The sequence below is a fragment of the Mycobacterium sp. 852002-51961_SCH5331710 genome (genome assembly GCF_001665535.1).
Lineage (GTDB): Bacteria > Actinomycetota > Actinomycetes > Mycobacteriales > Mycobacteriaceae > Mycobacterium.
Genome location: NZ_LZSQ01000120.1, coordinates 1 through 14,336, shown reverse-complemented (window position 1 = coordinate 14,336; position 14,336 = coordinate 1). Strand labels below are relative to the sequence as shown.

Below are 14,336 nucleotides of genomic sequence, written 5' to 3'. Positions count from 1 at the left end.
CGGCGTGAATTCCACACCGACGGGAGACGATCCGCGTGCGCCGGCAGCATCAGGCGATCGTCTGCCGGATCGGCCAGGGGATTCACTGAACCCGCCGGACCCGGGGCGCGGCCGCCGGATGGGCATCGACGTCGGCAGTGTGCGCATCGGCGTGGCCGCCAGCGACCCCGACGGCATCCTCGCCACCCCGGTCGAGACCGTGCGGCGCGACCGCACGAACCGGCACATCCGGCGACTCGCGGCGTTGGCTGCCGACCTCGACGCGGTGGAGGTCATCGTCGGGTTACCGCGCACGCTCGCCGAGCGCTCGGGGTCCTCGGCTTCGGACGCCGTCGCGCTTGCCGACGCTCTCGCCGCGCGGATCACACCGACACCCGTGCGCCTCGCCGACGAACGACTCACTACGGTGGTGGCTCAGCGCTCGCTGCGCGATGCCGGTGTCCGCGCCAAGGGGCAGCGGTCGGTCATCGATCAAGCGGCGGCGGTGGGCATTCTGCAGAACTGGTTGGACCAGCGGCGTACCGCGGCGCGCACGCGAGGAGCGGATGAGCACGTCGCCGCGCACGGTGATGACTAACCAACGAAGAGGTCGGTAATGACTAACCAATGGGGCCGCGAGCGGGCCGAACCGGTGGCCGTCGGTCCGCCGCGGCGCCGGATGACGCGCGCGGAGCGGATCCGGGCGGCGCGCAGCCGGCGCAAGCGCCGGCTGGCCGGTGGTCTGGCCGTCGGCCTGCTCATCATGGTCGTGATCGGCGCGGTGTTCCTCGGCTCCAAGATGTGGCATTCGCTGTTCGGCGGTAACGACTTCACCGGCAGCGGCGTCACCGACGTCGTGATCCAGGTGCACGACGGTGACTCCACCACCGCGATCGGCAAGACGCTGAAGGAGCACAACATCGTCGCGACCGCCAGCGCGTTCGTCGACGCGGCCGAGGGCAACGACGCGATCTCGGCGATCCAGCCGGGCTACTACAAGCTGCGCACCGAGATCCCGGCCGCCAATGCCGTTGAGCGGCTGTCGGATCCGAAGAACCGCGTCGGTAAGCTGACAATCCCCGAGGGGCGCCAGCTCGACGATGTGCGCGACGTGAAGACCAACGCCGTCACCGAAGGCATCCTCACCCTGATCTCGAGGGCGACGTGTGTGGACCTCGACGGCCAGCGGCATTGCGTGTCTGCGGATGCGTTGAAAAACGTGGCCGCAAAGGCGACACCGGCGTCGCTGGGAGTCGCCGACTGGGCGGTCGGCCCCGTCGAGGCGATGGGCGACGACCACCGCCGGCTCGAGGGGTTGATCGCGGCGGGGACGTGGAACATCGACCCGTCCGCGCAGCCGCAGGAGATCCTGGCCAACCTGGTCTCCACCAGCGCAGCGCAATACGCCAACGGAGGCCTGCTCGAGACGGCCGCGGCCATGGACATGTCGCCGTATCAGATCCTGACGGTCGGCTCGCTGGTACAGCGCGAGTCAACGCCCGAGGACTTCTCGAAGGTGGCGCGGGTCATTTACAACCGATTGGCCGAGAACCGCACGCTCGAATTCGATTCCACGGTGAACTATCCGCTCGACCGCATCGAGGTGGCAACCACCGACGCCGACCGGGCCCAGCACAACGACTGGAACACCTATGTGCGGCCCGGGCTTCCGGCGACCCCGATCTGTTCGCCGAGCACGGCCGCGCTGGCCGCCGCCGAGGATCCGGCGCCGGGCGACTGGTTGTACTTCGTCACCATCGACATGAAGGGGACGACCCTGTTCACCAGGGATTATCAACAGCATCTCGCGAACATCGAGCTCGCCCGGCGCAACGGTGTGCTCGACTCCGCACGGTGAGCCGTAAGGCGGCGGTGCTCGGATCGCCGATCGCCCATTCCCGGTCTCCGCAGCTACACCTGGCGGCGTATCGGGCGCTCGGCCTGGACGATTGGACCTACGAGCGCATCGAGTGCACGGCCGAGCGGCTGCCCGGACTGGTCACGGGTTTCGGCCCGGAGTGGGTGGGCGTATCGGTGACGATGCCGGGCAAGTTCGCGGCGCTCGCGGTGGCCGAGGAGCGCACCACCCGGGCGGAACTCGTCGGTTCGGCCAACACGCTCGTGCGCATCGAGACCGGGTGGCGCGCCGACAACACCGACATCGACGGCGTGACGGGTGCTCTGGAGGGCGTTGCGGCGAACCACGGCATCGTGGTCGGCTCCGGCGGTACGGCGCCCGCGGTGGTGGTCGGGCTGGCCGAACTCGGAGTGCAGCGCATCACCGTCGCGGCCCGCAATCCGGACAAGGCCGCACCGCTGGTGGACCTGGCGACGCGGCTGGGCGTCGACGGCCGGTGGTGCGACATCGACGGCGCCGAGATCGGCGCGACGGTCGCCGACGCGGACCTGATGGTCAACACCATTCCCGCCGACGCGGCCGCGGTCTACGCATCGGTCTTCGCGCGGATCCCGGTGCTGCTCGACGCCATCTACGACCCGTGGCCGACACCGTTGGCCGCCGCGGTGCAGGATGCGGGCGGCCGGGTGATCGGCGGTCTGCAGATGTTGTTGAACCAGGCGTACGCCCAGGTCGAGCAATTCACCGGGATGCCAGCGCCCAAAGATGCGATGAGGGCGGCGCTCGATCCCGGTTAGCCTTTCGTAGGTGGGGGGAGTGGCCTGCGCCGCAGTGCTGGCGTGGCTGATGGCGTTGAGCGCATTCGACATCCGACAGCGTCGGCTGCCGAACTGGCTGACGCTGCCGGGCGCACTCGCGATCCTGATTCTCGCGTCTGTCGTGGGCCGTGGGTTGGTGGCCTTGACGGGCGCCCTGGCCCTGTTCGCCGTCTACCTGGCGGTGCATCTCGTGGCCCCCACGGCGATGGGCGCCGGCGATGTCAAGCTCGCGATCGGCATCGGCGCGTTGACCGGTTCTTTCGGTGTCGATGCGTGGGCGCTCTCCGCGCTCGGCGCCCCGCTGGTGACGGCGGTGTGGGCCGTCGGGGCCGTGCTGTGCCGATCGAATAGCCCTGTACCACATGGACTGTCGATGTGCCTGGCCGCGGCGGCGGCGACCGCGCTCGTGGTGATCTAGTGGCAGGGGAACCCGAGCAGGTGGCGGGCGTCGTGCACGAACTCGTGAATGTGGGTGTCGGATCCGAAGATCGACGTCGCGCCCTGGTCGAGGCCGACGAGATACAGCATCAGCAACGCCATGAACGCCGTCCCGGTCAGCCACGCCGTCGCAACCAGTCCGCGGGCTTCGACCCGGGTGGCGGTCGCGTCAGTCATGGCTGTCTCCGGTCATCCGGGCGGGCGCGGTCAGTAGATGGTGATCGTGAATCACCTTCTCCAGGGCGCTGACCCAGTGGTCGTAGTACTCCCAGTCGCCTCGCTCGGCCTGCGGTGTGTCCTCCCACTGACCGATCGTCTCGATCAGGCTCTGCTGGAAGTCGCTCCAGTCGAAGTGGCGGAACTCCGACAACGCCAGCGCCAGGCCGAAGGCGCGGCGCTGCCAGTCGTGATCGAACTGCGGGGCGGCCCGGTCGGTGGTGCAGGTCTCGTGCAGGCTCATGAGACCGGTCCCGCCAGTGCGACGCCCATCATGGATTCGGTCGTGACCAGTTCCATCAACTCCTCGTCGGTGAATTGCTCGGTGCCGGCCGAACGTTCGGGAATCACGAACCAGCGGGAGTGCCCGCTGCTGTCCCAGACCTTGATCTCGGTGTCCTCGGGCAGCTCGACACCGATCTCGGCGAGAACCTTGCGCGGCTCGCGCGCCGCGCGGGCGCGGAACACCGGATCCTTGTACCAGTACGGCGGCAGACCGAGCACCGGCCAGGGGAAACACGAGCACAGCGTGCAGATGACGAGATTGTGCACGCCGGGGGAGTTGGCGACGGCCTGCAGGTGCTCACCCTCGGCACCGGCCATGCCCTCGGGCAGGTCCAGCTCCGCGATCGCGGCGGGCGTGTCGACCACGAGGCGGGCCGCGAAATCCGGGTCGGTCCAGGCTTTCACGACGATCTTGCGGCCGTTGAGCGGTGTCATCTCCGATTCGAAGTACGACAGCACCTTGTCGACCGTCTGATTGGTGATCACACCTTTCTCGATCAACAGCGACTCCAGCGCAGCGACTTTCGCGGCGCTGGACACCTCGCGGTCGTCGGGGTAGTGGAACTGTTCGCTCATCGGGCTCCTTCCAGGTAGGCCTCGAACAACTCGGCGTAGATCGTCAGCGGGCCGCCCTCGGCGCGCTCGCCGAACAGCTCCTGCGGATCGAACGCGACGATGTAGATCGGCATCGGATCCCCGATGCCGTCACCGGTGTGCGTGAAATAGGCGTAGTCGCCCTCGAAGATGCGTTCCACGGTGCCCACGCGACCGCGGAGGTAACCCGGCAGGCGGGTATGCGCGGCAGCGGGCACGTTGGTGATCCGCACGGAGTCGCCGACGGCGAACTTCGGATGTGCGACGTCGCGGCGGGGGCTGTCACCCCTGCGTAGATAATCGACGACCTGGTCGTCGATCTCCGGCACTGGATCGACCGCGGTGGCGCTCTCGGTCGCCGATTCCTCCTTGCGCGCGGCCAATTCGTCCTCGGTCACGTAACCCTTGTCGATGAAGAACTGTGTGATGCCGCCGAGCCACTTCTCGTAATAGCGGAACTTGAAGTAGTCGAACGGGTTCATCGCCTCGGCGCCGGTACGCAGATCGGCCCACGTCCACTCGTCCTTGAACGCGGTGGGCACTTGGTCGATGGCGTACTGCGGAAGCGCCGAACCGAGGTGGTTCGACAGCCCCATCATCGCGACGTGGATTCCGAAGATGCGTTTCTCCCACTCTTCGACGAACACGCGCTTCTCGAAATTGAGCGGTTCCGGCAGCCCCTCGAGGCCACCGAGATAGTGCTGCAGTTTCATTACGCGGGGCTGCCTTCCGTGGTCGGGGAACTCTCCGGACTCGCCTGGGCCGGGTCGGTCTCGCGGGTCAACACCTTCGCGACGAATTCGGACAACAGTCCGAACGACGCCCCCAGCACGCACGCCATCGCCGCGACGAGGCCCGGATGCGATATCGACGTCACGGTGATCGCATTGCCCGTACCGGCCACCGTGGAGACGGTGCTCGCGAACCCGACCACCACCGCCGGTGTCGTCGACAGCAGCGGAACCCAGGACGCCTGCACCATCACCGCGCTGCCGATGCCGACGGCGACCGCGATCGCCAACAGGCTGCCGCCCAACAGATGTCCGGCATACAGGCTGGCCGACGCGATCACGACGCCGGCCAGATTGCTCGTCAGCGACCGCACCCAGCCGCCGACTCCGCCACCGACGAAGAAGAACGAGGCCCACGTCAGGAAGACCACCCAGATCGGGACCGTGATCACCTCCGCGGTGAGCGCCACCGCGAGTCCGCCGAGCACACCGATGCTCAGCGTCAATGCCGATCTTGAATCCATGGAGAAACTCTGAGGCCGAAGTGTTTCCGCGGTGTGACGGCCATGTTTGATTCATGACAACGTCGGAGACCGCCGCGGCTCTAGCCCCCGCTCGGCGACAGACTATTGCATACCCGGAGTATGTTAGTACATACTGCGAGTATGCAAAATAACTCTCATGACCTGAAGGCCCTTTCCGAGCGGTACTTCGCCGCGTGGGCCGCCCGCGACCCCGATGCGATCGCCGACCTGCACACCACCGATACGCGGTTCTGGACCCACCTGGACGCCGAGCCCGCCGTCGGTCGCGATGCCGCGCGAGACGCGTTCGCGGGTGTCTTTCAACAGTTCCCGGGCTTCGCGTTCGAGATCAACCGGGTGCTCTACGGCGACGCCCATTGGGTGCTCGACTGGGTGTTGATCGATGGCGACGTCCGATTCGACTGCCTCGACGTGGTCGTGGTGTCACCCGAGGGCCTGGTCGCCCGCAAGGACTCGTTCATCGACTCCGCACAGATGATGGCCGCGATCGGGGGCCGCTCGTGACCGCGGCCGCGGCGATCGACCAATTGCCGCTCGTGGCGGCCCTGCCGGTGGAGCACTTGTTCGACATGCACGTCGATCTGCTTCCGGCGCAACCGATCCCGACCACCACGGGCATGCGGATGACGTTCGTCGCGACCGGGGGCACGGTCGACGGACCGCGGCTTCGCGGTGAGCTGCTGCCGGGCGGCGGCGACTGGCTGTTGGTCGGCGACGACGGGTACGGCCGGGTCGACGTCCGCGTGACGCTGCGTACGCACGACGGCGTGCTCATCCACGTCGAGAGCGCGGGCATCATCAAGGTCCCCGCCGACGGCCTCGACCGGTTGGCGCGAGGAGAGGTGCTCGACTTCGACGAGACCTACGTGCGTACCACGCCGAGGTTCGCCACGTCCGACGAGCGGTACGCGTGGCTCGGCGGCGTCGTCGCGGTGGGCTACAACATTCTCTCGCCCAACCACGTCGACTACCGCGTGTACCGAGTGCTGTGAACCAGAGCGCGAGAGCCCCGAGGCGGACCCAGGCGGAGCGGACGGAGGCGACGACCGCCGCACTCGTCGAGGCCGCGCGGGCGTTGTTCGCCGATGACGGGTACGAGGCGACCTCGCTGGACGCGGTAGCGGCCCGGGCCCAGGTGACCAAGGGCGCGGTCTATCACCATTTCGAGGGAAAGCGCCGCCTGTTCGAGGCCGTGTTCACCCGCGAGGTCGAGCGGATGGCGGTGCCGCTGGCCGAGGCGTATCAGCGTGCGTACAGCCGCAAGAAGGATCCGTGGGACGCGTTCGGCGCCGGGTGTCGGGCCTTCCTCGACGAATGCCTCGACCCGGGGGTGCAGCGGATCGTGCTGCTCGACGGGTTCACCGCGCTCGGCTGGGAGGAGATGCGCCGCCTGGAGACCCCGCTGCTCGACATGATGGAGCTCGCCATCACCCGCGCCGTCGAAGCCGGCCGAATCGCCAAGCGTCCACCCGGGCCGCTGGCGCATTTCCTGTTCGGCGCCCTCTGCGAGGCCGCGATGATCGTCGCGCGCGCCGGGGACCAGAGGTCGGCGCACCGCCACGCCGCGGCCGAGCTCGGCCGGGTTCTGGCGGGCCTGGTCGTCGGCTGATTCGGGGCCAGACAGCCGACGTGGGAAGATGGGACGCGTGTTGCGATGGACCACTGCTGGTGAATCCCACGGCCGCGCCCTGGTGGCCGTGGTCGAAGGCATGGTCGCGGGCGTGCACGTCACCTCGGACGACATCGCCGGGCAGCTGGCGCGTCGACGTCTCGGATACGGCCGCGGCGCCCGGATGAAGTTCGAGCAAGACCAGGTCACGATGCTGGCGGGCGTTCGGCACGGCGTCACGCTCGGTGGCCCGATCGCGGTCGAGATCGGCAACACCGAGTGGCCCAAGTGGGAGACGGTGATGGCCCCGGATCCGGTCGACCCCGCCGAGCTGGCCGAGAGCGCGCGTAACGCGCCGCTGACCCGCCCCCGCCCCGGCCACGCCGACTACGCGGGCATGCTCAAGTACGGCTTTGACGACGCCCGCCCCGTGCTCGAGCGCGCCAGCGCCCGCGAGACCGCGGCCCGGGTCGCCGCCGGCACCATCGCCCGCGCATTCCTCAAGGAGGCCCTGGGCGTCGAGGTGCTGTCCCACGTCATCTCCATCGGGGCGTCCGATCCGTACGACGGCCCGCCGCCGCAGGCCGGCGACCTGGCCGACATCGACGCCAGCCCGGTGCGTTCGTTCGACAAGGACGCCGAGAAATCGATGATCGACGAGATCGAGGCGGCCAAGAAGGACGGCGACACGCTCGGCGGCGTCGTCGAGGTGGTGGCCAACGGCCTCCCGATCGGGCTGGGCTCCTTCACCAGCGGCGACAACCGGCTCGACAGCCAACTCGCCGCGGCGGTGATGGGCATCCAGGCCATCAAGGGCGTCGAGATCGGTGACGGCTTCACGACCGCACGCCGCCGCGGCAGCGCCGCGCACGACGAGATGTATCCCGGCCCGGACGGCGTCATGCGCTCGACCAACCGTGCGGGCGGCCTCGAAGGCGGCATGACCAACGGCCAGCCGCTGCGGGTGCGCGCCGCGATGAAACCGATCTCCACCGTGCCGCGGGCCCTGGCCACGGTCGACATGGTCACCGGTGAAGAGGCCGTCGCGATCCATCAGCGCTCGGACGTGTGTGCGGTACCCGCCGCGGGCGTGGTGGTGGAGACCATGGTGGCGCTGGTGCTGGCGCGCGCGGCGCTGCAGAAGTTCGGCGGCGACTCGTTGACCGAGACGCGCGCCAACATCGACAACTATCTGCGGGCGGTGGCCGCGCGCGAGCCCGCCACGCAACGGGTCCAGGCTTCGGGCTGATGGCGCCGCGCGCAGTGCTGGTGGGGCTGCCCGGCTCGGGCAAGTCGACCATCGGGCGGCGACTGGCCAAGGCGCTCGACCTCTCGCTGCTCGACACCGACGCCGCGATCGAGGAGACCACGGGCCGCACGATCGCCGACATCTTCGCCACCGAGGGTGAGAAGGAGTTCCGGCGGATCGAGGAAGAGGTGATCCGCGCGGCGTTGCAGACCCACGACGGTGTGCTGTCGCTGGGTGGTGGCGCCGTCACCACACCCGGCGTGCGCGAGGCATTGACCGGGCACACGGTCATCTATCTGGAGATCAGCGCCGCCGAAGGTGTGCGCCGCACCGGCGGGAGCACCGTGCGTCCGCTGCTCGAGGGCGGCGACCGCGGCGAGAAGTTCAAAGCGCTGATGTCCGAACGCGTTCCGCTCTACCGCCAGGTGGCGACCATCCGGGTCAACACCAACCGGCGCAACCCGGGCGCGGTGGTGCGCTACATCGTGACCCGCCTGGAGAACCCCGACGGCTCCCACCCATCGCGGCGCAAACGCCGCTCGCCGTGGCGCAGGAGTCCGTCGTCGCTGACCGCAGAACCCAGTACCGAGGCCCCGCCGTCACCGGCGGCGGTCGCCGCCCGCAATCCGAAGGTCAACCGTGACTGAACCCGTGGCCAACCCCGTCACCATCGAGGTGCTCGTCGACCCGCCCTACCCGGTGATCGTCGGCACCGGACTGCTCGGCGACCTCGTGCGCGTGCTCGAGGGCCGGCACAAGGTCGCGGTCCTGCACCAGCCGACCTTGGCGCAGACCGCCGAGGTCATCCGAACCGCGCTGGCGGACAAGGGCATCGACGCACACCGCATCGAGATCCCCGACGCCGAGAAGGGTAAGGACCTGCCCGTCGTCGGGTTCATCTGGGAAGTCCTCGGCCGCATCGGGGTGGGCCGTAAGGACGCGATCGTCAGCCTCGGCGGGGGAGCGGCCACCGACGTCGCAGGCTTCGCCGCCGCCACCTGGTTGCGCGGGATCGACATCGTGCACGTGCCGACCACGCTGCTCGGCATGGTCGACGCCGCGGTCGGCGGCAAGACCGGAATCAACACCGACGCGGGCAAGAACCTGGTCGGCGCGTTTCATCAGCCGGCTGCCGTGCTCGTCGACCTCGCGACGCTGGAGACGTTGCCGCGCAACGAACTCGTGGCGGGCATGGCCGAGATCGTCAAGGCCGGGTTCATCTCCGACCCTAGGATCCTCGACCTGATCGAGGCCGACCCCGAGGCCGCGCTCGATCCGGCGGGCACCGTGCTGCCCGAGCTGATCCGGCGCGCGATCGCGGTCAAGGCCGAGGTGGTCGCCGCCGACGAGAAGGAATCGCAACTGCGCGAGATCCTCAACTACGGCCACACGCTCGCCCACGCGATCGAACGCCGCGAGCGCTACCAGTGGCGCCACGGCGCCGCCGTCTCGGTGGGCCTGGTGTTCGCCGCCGAACTCGGCCGGCTCGCGGGCCGCCTGGATGACGAGACCGCCGACCGGCACCGCTCCGTGCTGACCTCGCTGGGGCTGCCCATCACCTACGACCCCGATGCGTTCGGCGAGTTGCTGGAGAACATGGCCGGCGACAAGAAGACCCGCGCGGGCGTACTGCGCTTCGTCGTGCTCGACGGGCTCGCCAAACCGGGACGCCTGGAGGGGCCCGACCCGTCACTTCTGGCGGCGGCCTACGCAGAAATAGGAGCGGTGACGTCATGACCCAGACGGTGCTGGTGCTCAACGGTCCCAACCTCGGCCGGCTGGGCCGCCGCGAACCCGACGTGTACGGCAGCACCACCCACGACGAGCTGGTGGCGCTCATCGAACGCGAGGCCGACGCCCTGGGGCTCAAAGCCGTTGTGCGTCAGAGCGATAACGAGGCGGACCTGCTGGGATGGATTCACGCGGCCGCCGACGCGGGGGATCCGGTGATCCTCAACGCGGGCGCGCTGACCCACACCTCGGTCGCGCTGCGCGACGCGTGCAGTGAGCTGAGTGCACCGCTGATCGAGGTGCACATCTCAAACGTCCACGCGCGCGAGGAGTTTCGGCACCGTTCGTACCTGAGCGCGGTGGCCACCGGCGTGATCGTCGGCCTCGGTGTGCAGGGCTACCTGCTGGCCCTGCGGTACCTGGCCAGCCTCGACGGGGAACCCGAATCGCCGGTACTGGCGACCGAGTAGCAGATCGCGGTCGAGATCACCGTCGGCAGCACCAGCGTCAGCATCAGCACGAAAAGCACGATCGCGGGATTAGGCGCGGTGAGCCAGGCCTCGGGGATGCGTGCCAGGCTGACCGCGAGCCATGACCCGGCAATGGCGAGCACCACCGTGCCCACCGTCGCGAACTTGATCGAGCGCAACTCGAGCAGCGTCGGTTCGCCGGTGTCGGCCAACGATTTCCGCAACGTTCGGGTGCGCAGATACACCAGCGCGAAATCGGTGATGACGAAGGCCGCGGCCGCGACGACGATGGTGCCCTCGATCCACACCTCGGGTCGGTGGCCCCACATGAACCGCAGATAATCGATCGACGTCTCGGACACGATCAGCGTCGCCGTCATCGCGGCCGCGAAGGTCAGCCAGCCGCCGAGTTCGGCCAAAAAGCAGTACGCGCGGACGTCGGCGGGGTCCTGATCGCTCACCTTGTTGACGGCGTGGCTGGCCAGCATCCACCCGAGCCCGCCGAACAGGGCCGTCGCCCCGGCGGCCAGCATCCCGGTCGACACCGCTCCCTGAGTCCAGGCGATCGCGCACGTCGCCCGCCGCGCGCCATCGGGCACCTGCGTGCCGGTGATCAAGCTGAACAGGAAGCTGTCGAGCATGAGAACCAGAACGGCGGAGGAGAACAGCGCGAGCGTGTGCACGCCTTCGCGACTGTTCTTGTCGAACAGCAGCGCGATCGCGGTGATCAGGAAGCCGCCGAGCACCCCGGCCAGTTGGGAATTCGATGCCGCGGACGACAGCACGCTCCACTGATCGGACGTGCAGAACTCGTCCGGGTTCACGGAACGCTGTGCCTAGGGCTAGGCCCGGTCCTCGCGGGGCGCGCTCTCGGTGGTGGTCTCCTCGGCGCCCGGCTGGCTGACCGCGGCGAACACGTCGGTGTCCGCACGGTCGTCGTCCCCTGCGTGATGCAGATGCGGGGTCTGGTCGGCTCTGCGGTCGACCAGCCAGCGGCCGAGCGCCACGCCGGCGAGCGCCATCAGGAACACCACCAGCGCGGTGAACGCCGCGAACGTGGTGAGCTCGTTGACCAGCGCCTCGACGTAGAGGGCCTTGTAGAAGATCGAGATGAACCAGGCCACCGCGCCGCTGACGATCCCGGCGAACAGGCCGGCCAGCAGCCAGGTCATCGCCAGGTCACCCCGGCGGTCCGGGTCGGGGTTGGCCCGGGCGTCGGCCCGGCCGTCGGCCAGTCCCCACACGAACACCGCGACGGCGAACAAAACCACCAGCACGACGCTGATCAGACCGGCTTTGGTCTCCCACGCGTTGATCAGCGCGCCCTGCAGCAATCGCACGATCACCATCAGGGTCGCGAACACCAGTCCGCGCAGCAACCACTTACTCATGGGGCCTCACCTTAGCGAGTAGCGTCATCGACCGTGACTATTTCACAGCGTCGGCACCGGCTGCGCGAGCGGCTGGCCGAATCCGAGATCGATGCCATGTTGGTATCGGACTTGGTGAACGTGCGCTATTTGAGCGGGTTCACGGGCTCCAACGCCGCGCTGCTCATCAAGGCCGACGACGAAACGCCGGTGCTGGCCACCGACGGGCGCTACCGCACGCAGGCCGCGCAGCAGGCCCCCGACGCTCAGATCGTCATCGAGCGGGCCTGCGGCCCGTATCTGGCGCGGCGCGCCGCCGCCGACGGGGTGCACAAGCTCGGCTTCGAGAGTCATGTGGTGACCGTCGACGCGTTCGCGGCCCTGGCGAAGGCGGCCGGCGAGCAGACCGAATTGGTGCGCGCCGCCGGGACCGTCGAGGCGCTCCGCGAGGTCAAGGATGCTGGCGAGGTCGCGCTGCTGCGGTTGGCGTGCGAGGCCGCGGACGCGGCCCTGCGCGATCTCGTCGACCGTGGCGGCCTGCGGGCCGGGCGCAGCGAGAAGGAGGTCGCCCGCGAACTCGAGTGGCTGATGCTCGAACACGGCGCCGACGGCCCGTCGTTCGAGACCATCGTGGCGGCCGGGGCGAACTCGGCGATTCCGCATCACCGGCCCACCGACGCCGTGCTGGCCGCGGGTGACTTCGTCAAGATCGACTTCGGCGCGCTGGTGTGCGGCTATCACTCCGACATGACCAGAACGTTCGTGCTGGCGCCGATCGCGGACTGGCAGCGCGAGATCTACGACCTGGTGGCCACCGCGCAGAAGGCCGGCCGCGAAGCGCTCGGCCCCGGCGTCGCGTGCAAGGACGTGGACGCCGCGTCGCGGCAGGTCATCGCGGACGCCGGTTATGTCGAGAACTTCACCCATGGGCTGGGGCACGGTGTCGGCCTGCAGATCCATGAAGCGCCGGGGATCAGCGGCGCGTCCGTCGGTACACTGCTTGCTGGCTCCGCGGTGACCGTGGAGCCCGGCGTCTATCTGCCCGACCGTGGCGGCGTCCGAATCGAGGACACGCTCGTCGTCGGCCGCGACGCTCCAGACTTGCTCACCCGGTTCCCCACGGAACTGGCCATTCTAGACTAGCTAGCGTTATGCTCTGACCTGCTAAGACGAGGTCGCAGACGTACCTTGTGGCCCTGATTATCTTGGGGAGCAGCTAATCGCGGTGGCGTGGCGTCAACACGTCCACAGTCGCCCCACTTGAAGGCGAGGTTGTCCGGCCGCGCGGACTCCGTCAATCCCCTGGGACCAGGGTTACGCGAGGCAGACGAGAGGGTGCCCCCATATGGGTGCTCGCGGGCGAAATTACAGGGTCAGTCCGGGGAGAAATATCCCTTCGCCGCTGAAACCTGTTGCCGAGGCAGTTTCGCTCCCGAATCTGTGTGGATACATTTTCGAAGTACCTCGCCATAACGATCATCACCGTCGTCGCGCTGGTGCTGATGTTCTCCGTGTTCGTCGTGATCGACACCGGCTCGACGGACGGCCTCATCGCCGTGGGTCAGATGATCGCGCTCATCGTGAAGGCCTTCATGCCGTGGGCCAGATGATCGAGATGACCGTGAACTTCATCTCGTGACGGCCACGACGATGCCGCTGAGCCGATCTCCGCCGGGATGCTCGGCACCGGCCGATACGGTCACCCCGTGGTCGTCAAACGCGTGACACGGGTGGCGCTGACCCGGACCACCGAGCCAAACATGTCCTACCCCGCACCGACCTATGGTAGGCCGTGTTGTTTTGACAACGGCCCCACCGGGAGCGGCGTACGGTTCCTCACAGAAACTTCCCAGGGGGCAACATGTCGGATCCGGGGTGGTATCCGCCGATTGAGGGTGCGCACTGGCAGCGGCCTGCGGAGGACTTCCCGACGTCAGCAGTCGAGCCTGAGCCAGCACCGGCCACGGCCAAGCGAAATTGGGTGGTCCCCGCAGCCCTGGCCGTTGGTGCCGCTGGTATCGCTTCGGCTGTGACGTTGGCGGTGTTGTGGCCGCGACAGGAGACCCCGCCCGCCCCGCCGACGATTGCGACAGCACCGCAGCCAGCCAACCCCACGTCAGCGCCGCAATCCGCCGAGGCCGTCGCCGAAGCAGTTCAGTCTTCGATGCAGAAGGATCTCGACTCCAACCCCGATCTGCCCAGCTTGAAAGTCACAAAGGTGAGGTTGGTTCACAAGTCAGGGAATGAATACAAGGGCATCGCCACCGTGCGTACCTCGGATGGGGAGTTGCATGACGTGCCGGTCGATGTGACCGCGGACGATGACAACCTCCTGTGGGAGACAGCGCCGGGGGCGTTCGCCTTCGCCCACGACGAGCCCCCACCACCCCCCCCCCCGTTACAGTATCATATAAACATCAGACCCGTGCGACGAAGAGGATAA

The 14,336-nt window shown here is 68.2% G+C and carries 19 protein-coding genes and 1 pseudogene; 13 read left to right on the top strand and 7 right to left on the bottom strand.

Annotation, left to right across the window (positions count from 1 at the left end; genetic code table 11):
* Nucleotides 1-4 precede the first annotated feature (4 nt).
* The 4 genes from ruvX to A5752_RS22420 are packed head-to-tail and all read left to right on the top strand — an operon-like array spanning nt 5 to nt 3,073.
* Nucleotides 5-577 carry a Holliday junction resolvase RuvX gene (gene ruvX, locus A5752_RS22435; RefSeq protein WP_067090404.1) on the top strand — a complete coding sequence of 191 codons (573 nt, stop codon included), beginning with the start codon at nt 5-7 and terminating at the stop codon, nt 575-577.
* Between the two features lie 18 nt (nt 578-595).
* Nucleotides 596-1,837 (top strand): endolytic transglycosylase MltG, encoded by a 1,242-nt coding sequence (locus A5752_RS22430; protein WP_067090402.1) that lies wholly within the window; start codon nt 596-598, stop codon nt 1,835-1,837.
* The gene (locus tag A5752_RS22425) at nt 1,834-2,634 is read left to right on the top strand and encodes a shikimate dehydrogenase (protein ID WP_067090399.1); all 801 of its coding nucleotides are present in this window, start codon (nt 1,834-1,836) and stop codon (nt 2,632-2,634) included. Before A5752_RS22430 ends, A5752_RS22425 begins: the two co-directional genes overlap by 4 nt.
* Nucleotides 2,635-2,644: 10 nt before the next feature.
* Nucleotides 2,645-3,073, top strand: coding sequence for a prepilin peptidase (locus A5752_RS22420; protein WP_082964020.1), 429 nt, complete (start codon nt 2,645-2,647; stop codon nt 3,071-3,073).
* Here A5752_RS22420 and A5752_RS22415 read toward each other — a convergent pair.
* The 5 genes from A5752_RS22415 to A5752_RS22395 are packed head-to-tail and all read right to left on the bottom strand — an operon-like array spanning nt 3,070 to nt 5,443.
* Nucleotides 3,070-3,270, bottom strand: a complete 201-nt coding sequence (locus A5752_RS22415; protein WP_067090397.1) for a CbtB domain-containing protein — start codon at nt 3,268-3,270, stop codon at nt 3,070-3,072. The genes A5752_RS22420 and A5752_RS22415 overlap by 4 nt on opposite strands.
* Nucleotides 3,263-3,553: a nitrile hydratase accessory protein gene (locus tag A5752_RS22410; RefSeq protein ID WP_067090394.1), complete on the bottom strand. Its 291-nt coding sequence runs from the start codon at nt 3,551-3,553 to the stop codon at nt 3,263-3,265. The genes A5752_RS22415 and A5752_RS22410 overlap by 8 nt, the downstream gene beginning before the upstream one ends.
* On the bottom strand, nt 3,550-4,170 hold the full coding sequence (gene nthA / locus A5752_RS22405) for a nitrile hydratase subunit alpha (RefSeq protein WP_067090392.1): 621 nt from the start codon (nt 4,168-4,170) through the stop codon (nt 3,550-3,552). Before nthA ends, A5752_RS22410 begins: the two co-directional genes overlap by 4 nt.
* Entirely contained in the window at nt 4,167-4,901 is a 735-nt protein-coding gene (gene nthB / locus A5752_RS22400; RefSeq protein WP_067090389.1) for a nitrile hydratase subunit beta, read from the bottom strand. Before nthB ends, nthA begins: the two co-directional genes overlap by 4 nt.
* Complete coding sequence (locus A5752_RS22395; protein ID WP_067090386.1) at nt 4,901-5,443, bottom strand: DUF1097 domain-containing protein; 543 nt, start codon at nt 5,441-5,443, stop codon at nt 4,901-4,903. The genes nthB and A5752_RS22395 overlap by 1 nt, the downstream gene beginning before the upstream one ends.
* A 141-nt stretch (nt 5,444-5,584) precedes the next feature.
* Between A5752_RS22395 and A5752_RS22390 the strand changes: the two genes are divergently transcribed.
* From A5752_RS22390 to aroQ, 7 genes and pseudogenes are all read left to right on the top strand, one after another.
* Nucleotides 5,585-5,968 (top strand): nuclear transport factor 2 family protein, encoded by a 384-nt coding sequence (locus tag A5752_RS22390; RefSeq protein ID WP_067090383.1) that lies wholly within the window; start codon nt 5,585-5,587, stop codon nt 5,966-5,968.
* Nucleotides 5,965-6,456: a DUF3237 domain-containing protein gene (locus A5752_RS22385; protein WP_067090380.1), complete on the top strand. Its 492-nt coding sequence runs from the start codon at nt 5,965-5,967 to the stop codon at nt 6,454-6,456. Before A5752_RS22390 ends, A5752_RS22385 begins: the two co-directional genes overlap by 4 nt.
* Nucleotides 6,453-7,073, top strand: coding sequence for a TetR/AcrR family transcriptional regulator (locus A5752_RS22380; RefSeq protein WP_067090377.1), 621 nt, complete (start codon nt 6,453-6,455; stop codon nt 7,071-7,073). Before A5752_RS22385 ends, A5752_RS22380 begins: the two co-directional genes overlap by 4 nt.
* Nucleotides 7,074-7,110: 37 nt before the next feature.
* Complete coding sequence (aroC, locus tag A5752_RS22375; protein ID WP_067090494.1) at nt 7,111-8,322, top strand: chorismate synthase; 1,212 nt, start codon at nt 7,111-7,113, stop codon at nt 8,320-8,322.
* A pseudogene (locus tag A5752_RS22370) lies at nt 8,322-8,837 on the top strand (shikimate kinase); the annotation flags it as partial. The gene aroC and the pseudogene A5752_RS22370, both read left to right, overlap by 1 nt.
* Nucleotides 8,838-8,973: 136 nt before the next feature.
* Nucleotides 8,974-10,059 carry a 3-dehydroquinate synthase gene (gene aroB, locus A5752_RS22365; protein WP_067090372.1) on the top strand — a complete coding sequence of 362 codons (1,086 nt, stop codon included), beginning with the start codon at nt 8,974-8,976 and terminating at the stop codon, nt 10,057-10,059.
* Entirely contained in the window at nt 10,056-10,523 is a 468-nt protein-coding gene (gene aroQ / locus A5752_RS22360; protein ID WP_067090369.1) for a type II 3-dehydroquinate dehydratase, read from the top strand. Before aroB ends, aroQ begins: the two co-directional genes overlap by 4 nt.
* Here the strand turns inward: aroQ and A5752_RS22355 are convergent.
* Nucleotides 10,451-11,347 (bottom strand): hypothetical protein, encoded by an 897-nt coding sequence (locus A5752_RS22355; RefSeq protein WP_067090366.1) that lies wholly within the window; start codon nt 11,345-11,347, stop codon nt 10,451-10,453. The two genes, aroQ and A5752_RS22355, sit on opposite strands and share 73 nt — an antisense overlap.
* Before the next feature lie 18 nt (nt 11,348-11,365).
* On the bottom strand, nt 11,366-11,914 hold the full coding sequence (locus A5752_RS22350) for a B-4DMT family transporter (protein WP_067090363.1): 549 nt from the start codon (nt 11,912-11,914) through the stop codon (nt 11,366-11,368).
* Nucleotides 11,915-11,947: 33 nt separating this feature from the next.
* On the opposite strand from A5752_RS22350, the gene A5752_RS22345 reads away from it, so the two are divergent.
* Both A5752_RS22345 and A5752_RS27575 read left to right on the top strand, forming a co-directional pair.
* Entirely contained in the window at nt 11,948-13,036 is a 1,089-nt protein-coding gene (locus A5752_RS22345; protein ID WP_067090362.1) for a M24 family metallopeptidase, read from the top strand.
* A 299-nt stretch (nt 13,037-13,335) separates the two neighbouring features.
* Nucleotides 13,336-13,503, top strand: a complete 168-nt coding sequence (locus tag A5752_RS27575; protein WP_156614109.1) for a hypothetical protein — start codon at nt 13,336-13,338, stop codon at nt 13,501-13,503.
* Nucleotides 13,504-14,336 lie beyond the last annotated feature (833 nt).

Bases quoted from the DNA above. Each gene is read 5' to 3' on its own strand.
- aroQ (WP_067090369.1), top strand. From the start codon at position 10,056: ATGACCCAGACGGTGCTGGTGCTCAACGGTCCCAACCTCGGCCGGCTG.
- A5752_RS22415 (WP_067090397.1), bottom strand. From the start codon at position 3,270: ATGACTGACGCGACCGCCACCCGGGTCGAAGCCCGCGGACTGGTTGCG.
- nthB (WP_067090389.1), bottom strand. From the start codon at position 4,901: ATGAAACTGCAGCACTATCTCGGTGGCCTCGAGGGGCTGCCGGAACCG.
- A5752_RS22430 (WP_067090402.1), top strand. From the start codon at position 596: ATGACTAACCAATGGGGCCGCGAGCGGGCCGAACCGGTGGCCGTCGGT.
- nthA (WP_067090392.1), bottom strand. From the start codon at position 4,170: ATGAGCGAACAGTTCCACTACCCCGACGACCGCGAGGTGTCCAGCGCC.
- A5752_RS22395 (WP_067090386.1), bottom strand. From the start codon at position 5,443: ATGGATTCAAGATCGGCATTGACGCTGAGCATCGGTGTGCTCGGCGGA.
- A5752_RS22350 (WP_067090363.1), bottom strand. From the start codon at position 11,914: ATGAGTAAGTGGTTGCTGCGCGGACTGGTGTTCGCGACCCTGATGGTG.
- A5752_RS22410 (WP_067090394.1), bottom strand. From the start codon at position 3,553: ATGAGCCTGCACGAGACCTGCACCACCGACCGGGCCGCCCCGCAGTTC.
- A5752_RS22390 (WP_067090383.1), top strand. From the start codon at position 5,585: ATGCAAAATAACTCTCATGACCTGAAGGCCCTTTCCGAGCGGTACTTC.